This is a genomic window from Bradyrhizobium sp. MI1.7 (assembly GCF_055811795.1).
The window spans coordinates 50,836-69,779 of sequence record NZ_JBVVPO010000008.1 but is presented as its reverse complement, the minus strand read 5'-3'; the positions used below and the strand labels follow the sequence as shown (position 1 = coordinate 69,779).

Annotated in this window: 13 protein-coding genes; 1 reads left to right on the top strand and 12 read right to left on the bottom strand. The window is 65.9% G+C overall.

Translation table 11 applies throughout. The features are described 5' to 3' along the window. The first annotated feature begins 280 nt into the window (after positions 1–280). Complete coding sequence (locus AC0L3X_RS10820; protein WP_063981548.1) at positions 281–1,561, top strand: multidrug effflux MFS transporter; 1,281 nt, start codon at positions 281–283, stop codon at positions 1,559–1,561. A 162-nt stretch (positions 1,562–1,723) separates the two neighbouring features. Here AC0L3X_RS10820 and ligA read toward each other — a convergent pair whose 3' ends face one another. The 12 genes from ligA to ftsW all read right to left on the bottom strand — a co-directional run bounded on the left by ligA (position 1,724) and on the right by ftsW (position 18,811). Further along, positions 1,724–3,877 (bottom strand): NAD-dependent DNA ligase LigA, encoded by a 2,154-nt coding sequence (gene ligA / locus AC0L3X_RS10815; RefSeq protein ID WP_063981547.1) that lies wholly within the window; start codon positions 3,875–3,877, stop codon positions 1,724–1,726. Between the two features lie 154 nt (positions 3,878–4,031). After that, positions 4,032–5,702, bottom strand: coding sequence for a DNA repair protein RecN (recN, locus tag AC0L3X_RS10810; protein WP_063981546.1), 1,671 nt, complete (start codon positions 5,700–5,702; stop codon positions 4,032–4,034). A gap of 23 nt (positions 5,703–5,725) precedes the next feature. Next, the gene (locus tag AC0L3X_RS10805; protein ID WP_028147628.1) at positions 5,726–6,613 is read right to left on the bottom strand and encodes an outer membrane protein assembly factor BamD; all 888 of its coding nucleotides are present in this window, start codon (positions 6,611–6,613) and stop codon (positions 5,726–5,728) included. 262 nt (positions 6,614–6,875) lie between these two features. Further along, on the bottom strand, positions 6,876–7,838 hold the full coding sequence (gene lpxC / locus AC0L3X_RS10800) for a UDP-3-O-acyl-N-acetylglucosamine deacetylase (RefSeq protein ID WP_063981545.1): 963 nt from the start codon (positions 7,836–7,838) through the stop codon (positions 6,876–6,878). Positions 7,839–8,202: 364 nt separating this feature from the next. Then, positions 8,203–9,999: a cell division protein FtsZ gene (ftsZ, locus tag AC0L3X_RS10795; protein ID WP_063981544.1), complete on the bottom strand. Its 1,797-nt coding sequence runs from the start codon at positions 9,997–9,999 to the stop codon at positions 8,203–8,205. A gap of 87 nt (positions 10,000–10,086) precedes the next feature. Further along, positions 10,087–11,409, bottom strand: a complete 1,323-nt coding sequence (gene ftsA, locus AC0L3X_RS10790; protein WP_063981543.1) for a cell division protein FtsA — start codon at positions 11,407–11,409, stop codon at positions 10,087–10,089. Further along, positions 11,406–12,434: a cell division protein FtsQ/DivIB gene (locus AC0L3X_RS10785; RefSeq protein WP_063981542.1), complete on the bottom strand. Its 1,029-nt coding sequence runs from the start codon at positions 12,432–12,434 to the stop codon at positions 11,406–11,408. The genes ftsA and AC0L3X_RS10785 overlap by 4 nt, the downstream gene beginning before the upstream one ends. A 350-nt stretch (positions 12,435–12,784) precedes the next feature. Next, positions 12,785–13,771 (bottom strand): D-alanine--D-alanine ligase family protein, encoded by a 987-nt coding sequence (locus AC0L3X_RS10780; protein ID WP_063981541.1) that lies wholly within the window; start codon positions 13,769–13,771, stop codon positions 12,785–12,787. Positions 13,772–13,793: 22 nt separating this feature from the next. Continuing rightward, on the bottom strand, positions 13,794–14,714 hold the full coding sequence (gene murB, locus AC0L3X_RS10775) for a UDP-N-acetylmuramate dehydrogenase (RefSeq protein ID WP_063981540.1): 921 nt from the start codon (positions 14,712–14,714) through the stop codon (positions 13,794–13,796). Positions 14,715–14,868: 154 nt separating this feature from the next. Next, positions 14,869–16,272 carry a UDP-N-acetylmuramate--L-alanine ligase gene (gene murC / locus AC0L3X_RS10770; protein WP_063986144.1) on the bottom strand — a complete coding sequence of 468 codons (1,404 nt, stop codon included), beginning with the start codon at positions 16,270–16,272 and terminating at the stop codon, positions 14,869–14,871. Between the two features lie 120 nt (positions 16,273–16,392). Continuing rightward, positions 16,393–17,493 carry an undecaprenyldiphospho-muramoylpentapeptide beta-N-acetylglucosaminyltransferase gene (gene murG / locus AC0L3X_RS10765; protein WP_063981539.1) on the bottom strand — a complete coding sequence of 367 codons (1,101 nt, stop codon included), beginning with the start codon at positions 17,491–17,493 and terminating at the stop codon, positions 16,393–16,395. 166 nt (positions 17,494–17,659) lie between these two features. Further along, a complete protein-coding gene (ftsW, locus tag AC0L3X_RS10760; protein WP_063981538.1) occupies positions 17,660–18,811 on the bottom strand; it encodes a putative lipid II flippase FtsW in 1,152 nt (383 codons plus the stop codon). Positions 18,812–18,944 lie beyond the last annotated feature (133 nt).

Below are 18,944 nucleotides of genomic sequence, written 5' to 3'. Positions count from 1 at the left end.
CTCGCTGTCATGCCCCGCGAAGGCGGGGCATCCAGTACGCCGCAGCCTCTCGATTCAATCACTACGGCCTCTGGAATACTGGATTCCCCGCCTTCGCGGGGAATGACACCGAAGATGTGGCACGACCGCACAACATCTCAGCACACGCACCCGTAGGATAACGGTCTCCACACGCTGTTATCACAACCGTCCCGAAATCCGAATAGCCGCATTCCGAAACGCCGATATCCGTCTTGCGTGAGCACGCTACAGTCGATTCGACTTCGAAAGACGGACGACTATGCACGGCATGATCAGCAGGCCGCCGGACGCGGCGACGAAAAACATCGCGACCTCGCGCGTGGTGTTGCTGCTGCTGGTCGTCATGACCGGGATCGCGCCGATCTCGCTCTATATCCTGGTTCCGGCGCTGCCCGTGCTGGCGACGACGTTCGGCCGCGACATCTCGATCGCGCAGATGACGGTGTCCCTGTACATGGTCGGCATCGCACTGTCGCAGCTCATCATGGGACCGCTGTCGGACAGGTTCGGCCGGCGTCCGGTGCTGCTTGGCGGCCTCGCGCTGATGGTCGCGGCGAGCATCGCCTGCATCTTCGCCGAAACCCTGCCGCAACTGATCGCAGCGCGCTTCTTCCAGGCGCTCGGCGGCGCCTCCGGCATGGTGGTGAGCCGCGCCATCATCCGCGATATCTACGAGCGCGACCGCGTCGCCTCCATGATCAGCCTCGTAATCGCAGCGCTCATGATCGGCCAGATGGTCTCACCGCTCACCGGCGGCCTGATCGAGACCGCATTCGGCTGGCGGGCCATTTTCTACGCCGTCACCTTCGCCGCGATCGCGGTCGCAATCGGCATCGCGATCGCGTTGCCCGAGACCCGCCGCGATCGCGCGGTCGGCAGCGGCGGCTTTCGCAGCGACGTCGGCACCCTGATCAAGAGCCGCGCCTTCATCGGCTACGTGATGTGCCAGGTGCTGGCGTCCCAGATTATCTTCACCTTCGCCGGCGGCGGCCCCTACATCGTGGTGACGCAGATGGGCCGGACCAGCGCCGAATATGGCGCCTGGTTCGCGACAACAGGTTTTGCATATCTCGTCGGCAATCTGCTCTGCGTGCGCTTCGCGCCGCGACACTCGCTGGAAAAGCTGATCTGGTTCGGGCTCGGCCTGCAACTCTGCGGCAGCCTGTTGAACCTGCTCTGGAGCTTCACCGGCTGGAACGAGGCTCCGAGCTGGCTATTCGGCACGCAGATGATCGTGATGGTCGGCAATGCCTTCGTGATGGCGAACTCCGCCGCCGGCGCCATCAGCATCCGCCCTGAAGCCGCCGGCACCGCATCAGGCGCGATGGGCTTCCTCCAGCAGGGCATCGGCGCGCTGATGTCGCAATTCGGCGCCTATCTCGGCGGCCACTCCGCCACCACGCTGCCGCTGACCTCCGCGGTGCTGGCGATCTCGCTGCTCTGCGCCTGCATGATGATCTTCGTCGTTCCTCGCCGCGAGGTGGTGGTGAGCGAGGAGTTGATCGAGCAGGCGGAAGAGGAAGAGACGGGGATGATGTGAGAGGGGCGATTGGCCTCGCACCAATCTCGGTGTCATTCCCCGCGATAGCGGGGAATCCAGTACACCGCGGCCCATCGGTTCTATCACAGCCGTCTCGGAGTACTGGATCGCCCGGTCAAGCCGGGCGACGACAGCGGAGTGAGTGGCACGAGCGCGCCCCTCTCACTCCCCGATCAGCGTCAGCCACTCGTCCTCGGTCAACACCTTGACGCCGTGCTTGTTGGCTTCCGCGAGCTTGGAGCCCGCACCGGGACCGGCGACGACGAGATCGGTCTTCTTCGACACCGAGCCTGACACCTTCGCCCCCAGACGCTCCGCGGTCGCCTTGGCTTCGTCGCGCGTCATCTTCTCCAGCGATCCCGTGAACACCACCGTCTTGCCGGCGACGGCGGAGTTGCTCTTCGGCTTCTCGGCGTCGATGATCTCGACTTCCTTGGTCAGCCGTTCGACGATGCCGCGATTGTGGCTCTCGCCGAAATAGTCGGCGATGCTCTTGATCACGGTGTCGCCGATCTGGTCCAGCGCGTCCATCTCGGCCATCGCCTCCTCGTCGCCCTTGGCGACCTTGAGGCAGGCGTCGTGGAAAGCGTCCCACGAGCCATAGCCGCGTGCGAGCGCCAGCGCCGTGGTCTCGCCGACATGACGCATCCCGAGCGCAAAGACGAAGCGCTCCAGCGCGATTCTGCGCCGGCTCTCGATGGCGCCGAACAGGTTGCGCACCGACGTTTCGCCGTAGCCCTCGATCTCCTCGAGCTTCAGCTTCGCGTTGCGCTTCTCCAGCGTGAAGATGTCGGCGGGCTCCTTCACCCATTCCTCGTCGAAGAAATACTGGAGCTGCTTCTCGCCAAGACCGTCGATGTCGAAGGCGCGCCGCGACACGAACAGTTTGAGGTGCTCGATCTTCTGATAGGGACAGGCGAACTCGCCGGTGCAGCGGGCGCGCGAGCCCTCTTCACCGGCCGCCGTTTCCTCGCGCGTGACGTCGGTGTGCAGCGGGCACGGGCACTTCGTCGGGAAATGGAATTCCTTGGCCGTCTTCGGCCGCTTGTCGAGGACGACGTCGACCACCTGCGGGATGACGTCGCCGGCACGCTGGATCACGACGGTGTCGCCGATCCTGATGTCGCGCCCCTCGCGCAGCACCTCACCCTTGTTGCCGATGCCCTTGATGTAGTCCTCGTTGTGCAGGGTGACGTTCTGCACGATCACGCCGCCGACGCCGACCGGTTCGAGCTTGCCGACCGGCGTGAACGAGCCGGTGCGGCCGACCTGGATCTCGATGTCGCGCAGCACCGTCACGGCGCGCTCGGCCGGGAATTTGTGCGCGATGCCCCAGCGCGGCGTGCGTGAGACGAAGCCGAGCCGTTCCTGCCAGTCGATGCGGTCGACCTTGTAGACGACGCCGTCGATGTCGTAATCGAGTTTTGCGCGCTGCTCCTCGATCGAATGATGGAACGCGAGCAGCTCCTCAACGGAATGACAGAGCCTGGTCAACGGATTGGTCTTGAAGCCGCAGCGCTCGAACCAGCCGATCATGCCGCTCTGCGTACCCTCCGGCATCGCGCTCATCTCGCCCCAGGCATAGGCGAAGAAGCCCAGGGGGCGCGAGGCGGTGATGGTCGGGTCCTTCTGCCGGAGCGAGCCTGCGGCCGAATTGCGCGGATTGGCGAACGGCGCCTCGCCGGCCTCGACCTGCTTCTTGTTGAGTGTCAGGAAGGCCCTCTTGGTCATGTAGACCTCGCCGCGCACCTCGCAGATGTCAGGGACGTTGCGGCCTTTCAGCTTCTGCGGCACGTCTTCGAGGGTGCGGATGTTGGCGGTGACGTCCTCGCCTTCGGCGCCATCACCGCGGGTCGCCGCGGTGACGAGCTCGCCGCCCTCGTAGCGCAGCGACATCGAGAGGCCGTCGATCTTCGGCTCGGCCGAGAAATCGACCTTGTCGTCGTCGAGCTTCAGGAAGCGCACGATGCGGCCGACGAAGTCGCGGACGTCCTCTTCGGCAAACGCGTTGTCGAGCGACAGCATCGGAACGGAATGCCGGACTTTCCTGAAGCGACCCGACGGTGCCGCGCCGACTTTCTGGGACGGCGACTCCGCGCTGACGAAATCCGGAAAGCGCTTTTCGATCGCGTTGAAGCGCTGGCGCAACTCGTCGTACTCGGCGTCGGTCACGGTGGGCGCGTCGTCTTGATAGTAGCGCCTGTCGTGCTCTTCGAGTTCGAGTGCGAGCCGCATGTGCTCGACCTTGGCCTGCGCCTTGGTGAGGTCGGCGACGTCGCGAAGCGGCCTTGCTTTGGATTTTGCTGCTCTTGCCATGGTGCTTGGATACGACGGAGCGGGCGGGAGGGTAAAGGCGGTTGGTCTCGTGCCCCGGACGCTGCGCAGCGCGGAGCCGTGCGCTGCAGAGCCGGGGCCTGTGTGGCGGCATTCCGTGTCCCGGCTCGCGCTACGCGCATCCGGGACACAAAGTCTAACTCGCCGCCTTGAGCAGCCGATCGGCGGCCGCCCTCGCCTCGGCCGTGATCTCGGCGCCGGCGAGCATGCGGGCGATCTCCTCGCGGCGGTGGTCGGCGGCCAGCGCATTGACGCGGGTGGCGACGCGCTTGCCCTTGTCGAGGGCGTCCTTGGAGATCAGCAGATGCTGGCCGGCACGGGCGGCGACCTGCGGGGCGTGGGTCACGGCCATCACCTGCACCTTGCCGGCAAGCCGCGCGAGCCGCCCACCGATGGCGTCCGCGACCGCACCGCCGACCCCGGTGTCGATTTCGTCGAACACCAGCGTCGGCGCCGAGCCACGGTCGGACAGCACGACCTTGAGCGCCAGCAGGAAGCGCGAGAGCTCGCCGCCGGAAGCGACCTTCATCATCGGACCCGGCTTGGTGCCGGGATTGGTCTGCACCCAGAACTCGACGCGGTCGAAACCCTGCGGGCCCGGCGCGGCCTCATCGGTCTCGACCTGCGTCATGAACTTGGCGCGTTCGAGCTTGAGCGGTGCGAGCTCGGCGTTGACCGCCTTGTTGAGCTTGTCCGCCGACTTCTGCCGCGCCATCGACAATTTCTTGGCGGCAGCGGCATAGCGCGCGTCGGCCTCGATCGCCGCCTGCTCCAGCTTCTTCAACCGCGAAGCACCGGCATCGATCAGGACGACATCGGCAGCGTATTTGGCGGCAAGCGCAGCGAGGCCATCGACCGGCGTCGAATATTTGCGCGAGGCGGCGCGTAGCGCGAACAGCCGCTCCTCGATGCGCTCGAGCTCACCCGGATCGAAGTCGGTCGCGGCGAGCGCGGCCAGGAGATGCTGGTCGGCTTCCTCCAGCGCGTTGATCGCGACGTCGATCGCCTTCACGGCGGGCTCGACCAGCGCCGGCGAGTTGACACCGCGCCGCTCCAGCCGGCGCACGGCGGCCGACAGGGAGGCGACCGGCGAATGATTGCCGCCGACGGCTTCCTGCGCCTCCCGCAAATCGGAGGCGATCTTCTCGCCCTGCATCATGGTGGTGCGGCGACCGGCGAGCGAGGTCTCCTCGCCTTCCTTGGGCGCGAGCTGCTTCAGCTCGTCAGAGGCGTGGCGCAGATAATCGGCCTCGCGCGCGGCGCGCTCCATGGCGGCGCGGTGCTCTTCCAGCGCGGCGCTGGCCGTACGGCGCGCGTCCCAGAGCGCTTCGACCGCGGTGACGTCCTTTTCGAGACCTGCGAAGGCGTCGAGCAGGCGACGGTGGGTGGCAGCATCGACCAGCGCACGCTCGTCATGCTGGCCGTGGATCTCGACCAGGGCGCCACCGACCGCCTTCAGCGTCTGCACGCTAATCGACTGGTCGTTGATGAAAGCGCGGGTGCGGCCGTCGGCGAGTTGCACCCGGCGGAGAATCATCTCGCCGGTATCATCCAGGCCGTTCTCGGCCAGAATCTTCGTCGCGGGGTGATTTTTGGGGATATCGAAGACGGCGGTGACCTGCCCCTGCTCCGCGCCATGGCGCACGAGCCCGGCGTCGCCGCGGCCGCCGAGCGCCAGTGCAAAGGCATCGAGCAGGATGGATTTGCCCGCACCGGTCTCACCGGTCAAAACCGCAAGTCCGGTGGCGAATTCGATATCGAGCCGCTCGATCAGGACGATGTCACGGATCGACAGACGCGCCAGCATGGAATCAAATTTCCTAGCCGAGACTATAGGCCTATCTTCTTGAAGGCCCTGCTCATCCAGGAACCCTGATTCTCGCTCGGCTCGAGACCCCCGGATTTTACAAGATTATAGGCGTCCTTGTACCAGCGGCTGTCAGGAAAATTGTGGCCAAGCACCGCGGCTGCGGTCTGCGCCTCGGCGACGATGCCGATCGTCATATAGGCCTCGGTGAGCCGGAACAGAGCCTCCTCGACATGGCGGGTGGTCTGGTACTGCGTGACGACGGCCTTGTAGCGGTTGATCGCCGCCGTGTAGTCGCGCTTCTGCATGTAATAGCGGCCGACATTCATTTCCTTGCCGGCGAGCTGGTCGCGCGCACCCTCGATCTTGGCCTTGGCCGAGGTCGCATATTCCGAGTTCGGATATTTGCGGTTCACCTCTTCCAGCGCGGCGATCGCCTTCTCGGTGCGGGCCTGGTCGCGGCTGATGTCCGGGATCTGGTCATAGTGGGAGGCGGCGATCAGGTACTGTGCATAGGCCGCGTCCGGGCTGCCGGGATGCAGCGTGACGTAGCGGGTCGCGGCGCCGATGCAGCCGTCATAGTCGCCGCCCTGGTAGGAGGCATAGGCCGACATCAGCAGCGATTTGCGGGCCCAGTCGGAATAAGGATGCTGGCGGTCGACCTCTTCGAACTTCTTGTTCGCCCCCTTCATGTCCTTCTTCTCGTTCATGAGGTACAGGCCCTCATTATAGATCTTGTCGGCGGGCTCCTCGGTGAAGGTGTCGTCCTTGGCGGTGAACTTGTCCCAGAGCGCGCCGGTGCCGCAGCCGGCCAGCGGCAGCGCGAGCACCACGAAGGTGGCGGCTTGAAGCAGCCCGCGAACTCCAGGCGAGACCGAGAGATATCCGCGCGTCATACGCTGTGCCGACATGAATTTAAGCCCTGACGCCCTGTGATGCGGTGTCCGCCAGCCCATGAACCCCGTCATGGGCGCGAAATGTAGCCGTGGCGCCTGCCATGCGACCACGCCGTGTAACCGAAAAACGATCTCGAACCAACCGGATAGGCAGGCATTTCGCCCGGATTAAGGCGAACGCGCCGCAATCCTAGCCGATCATCGTTACCAGGAGTTTCCCGGGGAAAGCTGCCGCCAAACGCAGGCGGCAACAGAACGCCAGTGGCGACAGGTCTCGTCAGGACACGTCCGGCCCGTAGGCCGCGGCGATCCGGCCGCCGACGATGCCGCGACCGACTTCGCCCACGGGACGCGTGGTGCGGCGGACGGCCTCGCCCTCGACCACCCGCCAGGCGGTACGGTCGGCGAGCAGCGCGGTCAGGACAGCGTGGTTGAGCTTGTGACCGCCACGCACCGAGCGGTAGGCGCCAAGCAGCGGCAGGCCGGCCAGCGCGAGGTCGCCGATCACGTCCAGCACCTTGTGGCGGGCGCATTCGTCGGCGTAGCGCAGGCCCTCGGTGTTGAGCAGCCGCTCGTCGTCGAACACGACGGTATTGTCGAAGGAGGCGCCGAGTGCGTAACCCGCGCTCCAGAGCCGGGCGACGTCGCACATCAGGCCGAAAGTCCGGGCGCGGCCGACTTCGCGGCGGAAGCGCTCCGGGCTCAGATCGAAGCCGTAGCTCTGCTGGCCGATGACGGGATTGGTGAAGTCGATCTCGATATCAACGCGGAACCCGTTGGCGTAGGGCCGGATCTCGCCGAAGGAGTCACCGACCTTGGCCGAGATCGGCTTCAAGACCTGAATGAAGCGGCGCTGTGCCGGCTGGCTGACGATGCCGGCCTGGTCGATCGCGGCAATGAAGGCCGCGGCGCTGCCGTCCATGATCGGCACTTCAGGGCCGTCGATCTCGATGGTGGCGTTGTCGACGCCCATGCCCCGCAGCGCGGCAAGCACATGCTCGGCGGTGGAAACCAACGGGCCGTCACGATCGCCGAGGACGGTGGCGAAGTCGGTCGCGATCACCTGGTCGGCGGTCGCCTGAATCTCACGGTCACTTCCCTCGAGGCCGGTGCGGACAAAAACAAACCCCGCATCGACGGGCGCAGGCCCCAGCGTGAGAGTGACGGGAAGCCCGGAATGAACGCCAACGCCGGCCACGGTGGCTTGCGCACGAAGCGTTGTTTGCCGGCTAAATTTCATCAGGAATCCGCCCCACTACGACCCACTGCGACTTATACTAGGCCCGCTTGGCCGGCCAGTGCCGACGGTTGCGAATCTCCGTATCCCCAAGTCACGGCAAACCATAGTCACAGCCTCAAACAGCGCCAACTCACGCTTTTTTACCGATTGTTACCCCAAACCTGCCGTATTCGCGCCAAGGCTTAACCAAATTGCGCCGGAGTTTGGGACCGTTATCGGCAGTTTTACTGAACCACCAAATGCGTAATTAATGATTTAAAATCAGTTGTTTGATCCCGCAATCCGGGCATGCACGGGACCAAAGGAAAGGTCCCGGCAAGCTTCCCGCCGGGACCTTTTTTCGTCGGCCTTATTGTAACAATCCTCAGGTCGCCTGACGCCTCAGGAAGGCCGGGATATCAAGATGGTCGTCACCCTGTGGCGCCGGCGCAACAGGCGCCGGGCGGCCATGCATGTCCAGGCCCTGAGGCGCAGGACGGCGGGCATACTCCGATACCGGCTCGCTCGCCGCGATCTGCTGCGCCACGCTCTTCTGGGGCCGGCGATCGGGCAGCGGCGGCATCGCGGGACCGGCGGTGCGGGCTGCGACCGGCGCCTCACTCTCCTCGTCGCGGCGGCCGAGGCCGACATTGGCGAGGCGCTGGAGCAACGACAGGCGGGTCTTCTGCGGGGTCTCTTCTTCAACCTCGCCGCGGGCCTGGCGAAGCTCGGCCTGGGCCGGCATCGGCAGTTCGTCGATACGCGGCATCCGCGGTGCACGGACCGGCCCACGCTCGGCCTGCGGCGGGATGAAGGTTTCCGGCGTCATCGGCTCCTGCATCGCGACCGGGGCCATGTCAGGCTCCGGAAACAGCGTCGGCTTCTGCGCGATCGGGCGTACCGTGACGTCGCCATAGGTCTGCATCGGCGCGGGCGCCTGCGGGACCTCGGCAACGGCAGCCGCGATGGCGGCAAGCGCGGCGCGCTCGACATTCTGACGCGGCGCGGTCGGGGCGGCGGCCGGGATCTGGGCTTCCAGCTTCTGGGCGCGCTCGGCCATGCGCTGATTGTCGGCGCGCAGACGCGCGGTCAGATCGGCGAGACGGCTCTCGGCAGCGGCGGCCGGAGCAGCGGGAGCCTGCTGCACCTGTTGAATCTGCTGCGGCGCCGCGTTCGCGACCGGGGCGCTGGTGGCCTGGGTGTTGCGGGCGATCGTTGCCTGCTCGATGCCGGTGGCGACGACCGAGACGCGGATCAGGCCGTCGAGCGCTTCGTCGAAGGTCGCGCCGACGATGATGTTGGCGTCCTGATCGACTTCCTCGCGGATGCGGGTCGCGGCTTCGTCAACCTCGAACAAGGTGAGGTCCTTGCCGCCGGTGATCGAGATGAGGAGGCCCTTGGCGCCCTTCATCGAGCTATCGTCGATCAGCGGGTTGGCGATCGCGGCTTCAGCGGCGGTCAGCGCGCGCTTGTCACCGGAAGCTTCGCCCGTACCCATCATCGCCTTGCCCATCTCGCGCATGACGGCGCGAACGTCGGCGAAGTCGAGGTTGATCAGACCTTCCTTGACCATCAGGTCGGTGATGCAGGCAACGCCGGAGTAAAGCACCTGGTCGGCCATCGCGAAGGCGTCGGCGAAGGTGGTCTTCTCGTTGGCGACCCGGAACAGGTTCTGGTTCGGGATGATCAGGAGCGTGTCGACGACCTTGTGCAGCTCGTTGATGCCGGCCTCGGCGGTGCGCATGCGGCGGCCGCCCTCGAAGTGGAACGGCTTGGTCACGACGCCGACGGTGAGGATGCCCATGTCGCGCGCGGTCTTGGCGATGACGGGTGCAGCGCCGGTGCCGGTGCCGCCGCCCATGCCGGCGGTGACGAACACCATGTTGGCGCCCGAGAGATGGTCGCGCAGTTCGTCGATCACCTCTTCCGCCGCCGCCGCGCCGACGTTCGGCTGCGAACCCGCGCCGAGGCCTTGCGTGACCGCGGTGCCCATCTGCACGATGCGCTGCGCCTTCGACATCGTCAGCGCCTGCGCGTCGGTGTTGGCGACCACGAAGTCGACGCCCTGGAGGCCCGCCGTGATCATGTTGTTGACGGCGTTGCCACCGGCGCCGCCGACGCCGAACACGGTGATCCGGGGCTTCAATTCGTGAATATCAGGAACATTGATGCTGATGGTCATGTTTGCCTCTCGATCACGCGCGCGTGGGTTCGCCCCGGCCGGCGGCCGCGGGAGTTGGTGAAATGCGAAGGTTGCGGAACCGGTTCATCAGAAGCCCTCGCGTAGCCATCGTCCGACCTTTCCAAAATAACCGCCCGTCCCTGTCTTGACCTGCTGCCGCGTATGCCGCGGTTCGACATGCTCGTGATGAACATATTGCGGGTAGACGAGGAGCCCGGCCGGCACCGCGAACGCGGCGTTCTTCGCCTCGTTGGGCAGCCGGCCGAAACCGAGCGGACGTCCGACCCGCACGGGCCGGCCGAGAATCTGTGTGCCGAGTTCGACGAGTCCGGTGAGCTGCGAGGCGCCGCCGGAGAGCACGACGCGGCCGTTGGGCTCTGAGGCGAAGGGCGAATCCTTCAGCTTGTCCCGAACCATTTCGAAGACTTCCTCGGCACGGTGCTTGACGATGTTGGCGATGGTCGCGCGGGAGACGATCTGCGGCAGATCCTGCTCGTCACCGGCTGTCGGTACAGACATCAGCTCACGCGAGTCCGATCCGCCGGTGATGACGGTCCCATATAACGTCTTGATTCGCTCGGCATCGGCAATGGTCGCGGAGAGTCCGCGCGCGAGATCCATCGTGATGTGTTGCCCGCCGACCGCAAAGCCCGCCGCATGCACGAAGCGGCCGCCGGAATAGACCGCGATGGTGGTGGTGCCCGCGCCCATCTCGACGACGGCGGCGCCGAGATCGGCTTCGTCGTCGGTCAGCACCGACAGGCCGGCCACATAGGGGCTCGCCGCCATGGCTTCGACATTGATGTGGCAGCGCTCCACCGCCAGCATCAGATTACGGGCAACGGTGGCCTCGCAGGTGACGACGTTCATGTCGACACCGAACTGATGGGCGACCATGCCGCGGGGATCGCGGATGCCCTTGACGCCGTCGAGCGTGTAGCCGACCGGCAGCGCGTGCAGCACGGTCCGGCCCTCGCCGGTGGCGTGGCGCATGCCGGTGGAGGTGACGCGGCTGACATCGGCCGGCGTCACGGCGCCACCGCGGATGTCGGCCGCGGCTTCGACCAGCTGGCCGGAGAGGCGCCCGCCCGAGACCGACAGCAGCACGGACTCGACCCGCACCTTGGCCATTTTCTCCGCCAGCCCGACGGCCTGGCGCACCGCCTGCTCACATTCGGCGAGATCGACCACTGCGCCGGCCTTCATGCCGCGCGACTGGATCTGGCTGTAACCGATCAGCTCCACCGCGTGGGTACGGTCGCGCAGGGCTTCGCTCGGCGCCGACGGCCTCAGCCGCGCAATCATGCAGGCGATCTTGCTGGTGCCGATATCGAGGCAGGCGACGATGCCGCCGCGCTTGTGCGGCATCGGGCGCGTCTTCGGGGTCTGGGTGCGATCAAGACCGGTCATGCGGCGTCCCCGGCCTTCTTTTTCTTCTTGTCCTTGAACAGGTCCTCGCGCGCCTTGGCGGCGTCGTCGGACAGCTGCACCACCAGGCGATCGGGCAGGCGCATGTCGACGGCGACGATGTCGCGGGAGAACAGCTTGTCCTCCTTGTCGAGCCTGGACAGCATCGCGAGGGCGTTGCCGACGTCCTGCTCGGGCAGACGGATGTCGAGGCCATCCTTGAGCCTCAGATTCCAGCGCCGCTCGCCGACATAGATCGCGGCCTTGGTCACCGAATTGATCTGCGGATAGCGCGCCAGCAGCGCCAGGAAATCGCGCGCCTGGGTGTCGGCGCCCTTGCCGACCACGAGCGGCAGCGACAGGAACCGGCGCGAGACGTAAGGCTCGAGCACCGCGCCGTCATCGGCGATGACGGAGAGCCGGCCGGCCTCCTGCCACAGCGCGAATGCCTGGCGCTCGGTGATGTCGATCATGAGCCGGCCCGGATAGAGCTTCAGCACGGTCGCATCCGCAATCCAGGGATTGGCCTTGAGCTTGTCGCGCACGACGTCGGCGTCGAGGAACAGCAGCGAGGAGCGGCCGCTGACCCCGCCGACCGCGAGGATCTCGTCCTGGCTGAGCTGCTTGCGGCCGTTGATCACGACGGAGGTGATGCGGAAGCCCGCGGAATTGGCCAGCGCGTTGCGGGTGTCGCTGACTGCGGCGATGAAATCCTGGAGGTGGCCGCCCCTGACAATGCCGAAGCCGCAGCTTCCGACCAGCAGCAGAACGGTCATGGTGATCCCGATCCGGCGCGGCGCATAGCGCTCGACCAGCGCGACCACGCGCGGCGGCGGCTCGCGCTCGACGACGGGCTTGGCCTTGGTCTTGGACCTGATCTTGTTCTGGGCGACAGCGCGCTTCTGGTCGCGCTTATCCTGTACCCACTCGCGCAGAAGCACGACCGCTCCGATAGCGGCCGCCTTCAGGTCAGCTTGGGGCCTCAGCGATCTCAGAAACGACCGAGTGAGGCTTCCTGCACCATCCATTGCACGAGCTCGTCAACAGTTAGCCCGCGACATCGCGCGGGTCCTGGCGAACATGACGTCTCGGACTTGCCGGGCCGGGTGCTGGTCTTCAGAAGAAGAAAACCTCTCCCCTTCAAAGCGTTCGCTGGAGGTGACATCACCCGCAACAGCCCACGCGCCGGCAGCCAAAGCGTCATATGCGCCGCCAGCGTTAACCTTCGGACGTCCTGGTAAACAAAAGGTAAACTTCGTTAACGCGGGATGCGTTTTGCCCAGGCATGTGAGGCATTTATGCCGCGATGTCCGGCATTTTACCGGTTTTGGGTTCCAAAACCGGCCATTTCGCCGGTTCGGCCGTTAACCAGTCCTAATTATTTTCTCACGCCCCGCCCGGCGAGCTCGACCAGGCCGCGCAGGAAGTCGACGAACTCGATGCCTTCGGCTTTCAGCGCCTTGGGGTAGAGCGAGGACTTGGTCAACCCGGGCAGCGTGTTGGTCTCGAGATAGATCAGGCCCCTGTCGGAGACGATGAAGTCCGAGCGGGAATAGCCGGTGCAGGACATCGCGCGATGCGCCAGCATCGCCTGCTCCTTCAGCGCGGCGGTGATCTCGGGCGCAAAACGGCCGGGGCAGATCTCCTGGGTCGACTTCAGGAGATATTTTGCGGCGTAGTCGAAATTGCCCTCGCCCGGAATGATCTCGATCGGCGGCAGCGACATGATCGAGCCGTCGGTGCGCTCCAGCACGCCGCAGGTTGCCTCGACGCCCGCGATGTAGGGCTCGATCACATAGTCTTCGTGCTTCGCCGCATTGCGGACGGCGACGAGATCCTGCCTGGCGTTGACGAAGATCAGGCCATAGCTCGAGCCGTCGCGCGCCGGCTTTGCGATCAGCCGGCCGTATTCGGTGAAGGCCTCGTCGATCTTGTCCAGCGCGACGTTGGCCGGCGGCGTCACGCCGCCGAGCGCGGCGAAATGCTTGGCCGCGATCTTGTCGAAGGCGAGATGCGAGGAGGCCGAGCCCGATCCGGTGAAAGGCACGCCGCGCGCCTCGCACATCACCTGCAATTCGCCGTTCTCCGCGCGTCCGCCATGCAGGCCGAGCACCAGCACGCGGCCGTCCGTCTTGGCCTGGTCGAGCGCCTGCCCCAGCGGAATGCCTGATGTGCCGGGCTTGAACTCGTCCTCGAACGGACGGGCGTGTTCGAGCAGTTGCTTCGACTGCACGACATGCACCTTGTCCTCGACGTCCCACCACCAGAGATCGGCCTCGGGCAGCGCCTGATGTAGCGCCTGGGCTGAGGCGACCGAAACCAGACGCTCCCGGTTGGAGCCGCCGAAGAGGATGGTGATGCGCATGTTCTCTCGTCGCCTGTCCAGGTTAGTCGGGAATTCCAATCCGCTTGATTTCCCAATGTAGCTCAATTCCGGAGTTTGCCTTCACGCGTTCGCGCACGGTCTCGCCCAGCGTCTCGATGTCGTGCGCGGTGGCATCGCCCGTGTTGATCAGGAAATTGCAGTGCATCTCCGAGACCTGCGCGCCGCCGACGCGCAGGCCGCGGCAGCCGGCGGCGTCGACCAGCTTCCAGGCGGAATGGCCGGGCGGGTTCTTGAAGGTCGAGCCGCCGGTCTTTTCGCGGATCGGCTGCGCGGTCTCGCGGTGGGTCTGCACCTCCGCCATGCGCGCGCGGATCGTATCAGTATCCCTGATCTCGCCGCGAAAGCGCGCGGAGGTGAAGATGATGGAGGGGTCGACGCCGCTGTTGCGGTAGACGAACTTCATGTCGGCGTTCGAGAACACGTGCTTGCTGCCGTCCCTCGCAACGCCGGTCGCCTCGATCAACACGTCCTTGGTCTCGCCGCCATTGGCGCCCGCATTCATGCGCAGCGCACCGCCGATGGTGCCGGGAATGCCGAAATAGAATTCGAGCCCGCCGATATTGGCGGAGGCCGCCACTTCCGCCACGCGCTTGTCGAGCGCGGCAGTTCCAGCGGTGACGACATCGCCGCTCGCGCTCGCCTCGCCAAAGGCGCGCGGCGCCAGCCGAATCACCACGCCCGCGATGCCACCGTCGCGCACGATCAGGTTGGAGCCGACGCCGACGACATAGACGGGAATGTCGGACGCAAGATGCGCGAGGAAGTAAGCGAGATCGTCCTCGTCCGCCGGCGTGAACAGCACCTGCGCGGGACCACCGACGCGAAACCAGGTGAGCTCGGCGAGCGACTGGTTGGCGAGCAGTCGTCCGCGAAGTTGCGGCATTGCGGCTTTGAGTTCGGGCGTGATGTCCGGGAAGCTCATGGTGCGCTGACCGACATGCGAGCTGGATTGAGATTGCGCCGTGTGACGTTGTCCGCCAGCGCCCGGGGCTTACCCCTCTCCCCAACCCTCCCCCGCAAGGGGGGAGGGAGCGCAGTGTGCCGTGTGGCGGTCTGTGAGACTCTCATGAGAGCGCCTACCCCAACGCCTTCAATTCGTTGGGCAGCGCATACGCCCATTGCGTAATGTTGCCGGCGCCAAGGCACACGACGAGATCGCCCGGCTTCGCCAGGCCCTTGACGATACCTGCGAGCTCCGGCGCTGCCGGCAGGCCGATCACCTCGCGGTGGCCATGGGCGCGCAGGCCGGCGACGAAATGGTCGCGGTCGATGCCGTCGATCGGCGTCTCGCCGGCGGCGTAGACGTCGGCGACGATCACCGCATCCGCATCGTTGAAGCAGGTGCAGAATTCCTCGAACAGCGATTGCAGGCGAGTGTAGCGATGCGGCTGCACCACGGCGACGATCTTGCCGTTGCTGGATTCCCGCGCCGCCTTCAGCACTGCCGCGATCTCGACGGGGTGATGACCGTAATCGTCGATCACCGTGACACCGTTCCACTCGCCGGTCTTGGTGAAGCGGCGCTTGACGCCGCCGAAGCCTGCGATCGCCTTGCGGATCGCCTCGTCCGACACGCCGAGCTCGCGCGCGACCGCAATCGCGGCCGTCGCGTTCGAGGCGTTGTGGCGTCCCGGCATCGGCAACATGAGATCGGCGATCTCGTGCACGGCGCCGGTCTTGCGATCGCGGAACGCGACCTTGAACTTCGAGCCACCCCCCATCGGAGTGAGGTCAAGCAACCGCACATCGGCCTGCGGATTCTCGCCGTAGGTGATGATGCGGCGATCCTCGATCTTGCCGACGAGGCTCTGCACGACGGGATGGTCGATGCACATCACGGCGAAGCCGTAGAACGGCAGGTTCTCGACGAAATGCCGGAACGCGTCCTGCACCGCCTCGAAGGTCTTGAAGTGATCGAGATGCTCGGGGTCGACATTGGTGACGATCGCAACATCGGTCGGCAACTTCAGGAACGTGCCATCGCTCTCGTCCGCTTCGACCACCATCCAGTCGCCGGCGCCGAGGCGCGCATTCGAGCCATAGGCATTGATGATGCCGCCATTGATCACGGTGGGATCGAGGCCGCCGGCATCGAGCAGCGTTGCGACCATCGTGGTCGTGGTGGTCTTGCCATGGGTGCCGGCAATCGCGACGCAGCTCTTCAGCCGCATCAGCTCGGCCAGCATCTCGGCGCGGCGCACCACGGGAATGCGCCGTTCGCGCGCCGCCATCAATTCCGGATTGTCGCGCTTGATCGCGGTGGACACGACGACGACCGCAGCGCCGTCGACATTCTCGGCCTTGTGGCCGACCGAGACCTTCGCGCCCGCCTTGCGCAGACGGTCGAGATTGTAATTGTCGGAGGCGTCCGAGCCCTGCACGACATAGCCGAGATTGACCAGCACCTCGGCGATGCCGCTCATGCCGATCCCGCCGATCCCGACGAAGTGGATGGGTCCGATCTCGCGCGGCAGTCTCATGCTCTGTTCCCTGACCTCGCCGCCGGAAAGGCGGCATCTGGCGAAGGTCACGGCCAAATCAGCCGCGCCGTTGTTACTGGATGCCCCGCTTTGGAAGGCCAAGACAAGGGCTTTTTCGCGTCAGATTCCCGCGACTTTGACCACCAGATCGGCCAACCGTTCGGCCGCATCGAGCCGCCCCGCCCTCTTCGCGGCTGCGGCCATGGAGGCAAGACGCGCGGGCTCGGCGGCGAAGGCGGAGATCTCGGCGGCGAGCCGGTCGGAGGTAAACTCGGTCTGCGGGATACGGATCGCGCCGTCGACCTTGGCCAGCACGCCGGCATTGGCGAACTGGTCCTGGTCGATCGAGCCGGGTAGCGGCACCAGGATCGAGGGCCGTCCGATCGCGGCGAGTTCGGCGACCGTGCCGGCGCCTGAACGCGACACCACCAGATAGTTGGAGGCGAGCCGCGCCGGCAGATCGGTGAAGAACGGCGCGAGCTCGGCATTGATCTTGAGCTTGTCGTAGACCGCGCGCACGCGCGCCATGTCTTCGTCGCGCACCTGCTGGGTCAGGACGAGCCGGCTCCATAGCGCAGGCTCAAGGCGCTCGATCGCACCGGGGACGACGTCGGCCATAATGCGCGCACCCTGGCTGCCGCCGACGACGAGCAGGCGCAGCGGTCCGTTCGCTTCAGGCGCGACATATGGCACGGCGGCTGCGGCGAGGATCGCCGGACGCATCGGCGTGCCCACGGTCGTGGTCTTGCCTGCCAGCGCCGGATCGCGGTCGAGCACGCCGGGCAACGACGTCGCGATGGCGCGGACGCGGCTCGCCAGGAACCGGTTGGCGCGGCCGAGCACCGCATTGGCGTCGTGGATGATGCTGGGCACGCCCGCAAACTTTGCAGCGACCAGCGGCGGCAGCGTCGGGTAGCCGCCGAAGCCGACGACGGCGACGGGCTTCAATCGCCTGATCAGGCCGTAGGCGGACAGCGTGCCGGCGGCGAGCGTGAGGCCGGCATAGGCGAGCTGCAATGGATTGCGGCCACGCGCGGTCTCGCTCGAGACGACGTCGATCATGTCCTTGCTGAACAGCCCGCTATAGCGCAGGGCACGCTCGTCCGTGACGAGGCGGACGCGAAAGCCGCGCCGGATCAGCTCGACGCCGAGCGCCTCGGCCGGAAACAAATGGCCGCCGGTGCCGCCCGCGGCGAGAAGAATCAGGGGGGAAGTGTCCATGGGTGCCCCTTTTACAAGCCCTCCGCCGTCATTGCGAGCGTAGCGACACCGTGCTCGCGCCCCCGGGCGCAGCGCAGCGCGCCGCCGAACCGGGGCCCATGGGCGCGGCATTCTGGGTCCCGGCTCTGCGCTCCGCTTCGCTACGCTTGTCCGGGACACGAGAGGGTCACGCGTAACTGCGCATCGCCTCGGCGTGGCCGCTTGCCTCGACTTCGGTGCGCGGGCGCAGCCGCGTCAGCGCCAGCATCATGCCGACACCATAGGCCAGCGACACGATCGAGGAGCCACCATAGGAGATGAAGGGCAGCGTCATGCCCTTGGCGGGGATGAGCTGGAGGTTGACCGACATGTTGATCGCGGCCTGCACGCCGAACAGGATCGCAAGGCCGGACGCCGCAAAGCGCGAGAACATGTCCTCATTGGCGTAGGCGCGCGACAGCGTGCGGATCACGACGAAAGCGAACAGCGCCAGCATCGCAAGGCACAGGATGATGCCGAACTCCTCGGCGGCAACCGCGAACACGAAGTCGGTGTGACTGTCCGGCAGGCTGCGCTTGGCGATGCCCTCGCCGGGCCCGAGCCCGAACCATCCGCCGTTGTAGAAGGCTTCCATGGCGGTATCGACCTGGAAGGTGTCGCCGGAAGCAGGATTCATGAAACGCTTGATGCGGCCGGCGACGTGCGGGACGAACAGATAAGCGCTGAACAGACCGGCCGCGGCGGCGCCCGCCAGGCCGAACACCCAGATCATGCGCATGCCCGCGATGAAGAACAGCGAGCCCCACACCATCAGGATCAGCATGGTCTGGCCGAAGTCGGGCTCCATCACCAGCAGCGAGACCAGCATCAAGAGCAGCACCAGCGCCATCGAGGTCGCCGGCATCTCCGGCCGCCTGGTCGATTCCGCGAACAGCCAGGCGGCGATGACGACGAACGACGGCTTTGCAACTTCGGAGGCCTGGATGTTGACGCCGAGCAGCGTGATCCAGCGCCGCGATCCCTTCACTTCGGGGCCGATCGCGAGCGTCAGCACGATCAGGATGATGCTGGCCGCGAAGATGATCAGGGCCGAGCGGCGGATCGCGCGCGGCGTCAGGAAGGACACCCCGAGCAGCACCAGGCAGGACGGCGCCAGGAACATCACGTGCCGGCTGAAGAAGTGGAAGGGATCGAGCCCGATGCGGGTCGCAACCGGCGGGCTCGCCGCCAGCGACAGGATCACGCCGGTGAGCATCAGCGCCAGGATGGCGCCCATCAGCGGCTTGTCGACGGTCCACCACCACTCGGAAAAGGGGGTGCGTTCTTCACGGGAGAGCATGGGCGGCCGCTTTCGGACAGAGGTCGGTCCATTGGTCGCCGAGGTTGGTTACCGGGGGGTTAAGGAGATCGATAACTTTGGAGATAGCGCACAACGCGACCACAAATGGTGGTCATGCCCCGGCTTGACCGGG

Bases quoted from the DNA above. Each gene is read 5' to 3' on its own strand.
- AC0L3X_RS10820 (WP_063981548.1), top strand. From the start codon at position 281: ATGCACGGCATGATCAGCAGGCCGCCGGACGCGGCGACGAAAAACATC.
- ligA (WP_063981547.1), bottom strand. From the start codon at position 3,877: ATGGCAAGAGCAGCAAAATCCAAAGCAAGGCCGCTTCGCGACGTCGCC.
- recN (WP_063981546.1), bottom strand. From the start codon at position 5,702: ATGCTGGCGCGTCTGTCGATCCGTGACATCGTCCTGATCGAGCGGCTC.
- AC0L3X_RS10805 (WP_028147628.1), bottom strand. From the start codon at position 6,613: ATGTCGGCACAGCGTATGACGCGCGGATATCTCTCGGTCTCGCCTGGA.
- lpxC (WP_063981545.1), bottom strand. From the start codon at position 7,838: ATGAAATTTAGCCGGCAAACAACGCTTCGTGCGCAAGCCACCGTGGCC.
- ftsZ (WP_063981544.1), bottom strand. From the start codon at position 9,999: ATGACCATCAGCATCAATGTTCCTGATATTCACGAATTGAAGCCCCGG.
- ftsA (WP_063981543.1), bottom strand. From the start codon at position 11,409: ATGACCGGTCTTGATCGCACCCAGACCCCGAAGACGCGCCCGATGCCG.
- AC0L3X_RS10785 (WP_063981542.1), bottom strand. From the start codon at position 12,434: ATGGATGGTGCAGGAAGCCTCACTCGGTCGTTTCTGAGATCGCTGAGG.
- AC0L3X_RS10780 (WP_063981541.1), bottom strand. From the start codon at position 13,771: ATGCGCATCACCATCCTCTTCGGCGGCTCCAACCGGGAGCGTCTGGTT.
- murB (WP_063981540.1), bottom strand. From the start codon at position 14,714: ATGAGCTTCCCGGACATCACGCCCGAACTCAAAGCCGCAATGCCGCAA.
- murC (WP_063986144.1), bottom strand. From the start codon at position 16,272: ATGAGACTGCCGCGCGAGATCGGACCCATCCACTTCGTCGGGATCGGC.
- murG (WP_063981539.1), bottom strand. From the start codon at position 17,493: ATGGACACTTCCCCCCTGATTCTTCTCGCCGCGGGCGGCACCGGCGGC.
- ftsW (WP_063981538.1), bottom strand. From the start codon at position 18,811: ATGCTCTCCCGTGAAGAACGCACCCCCTTTTCCGAGTGGTGGTGGACC.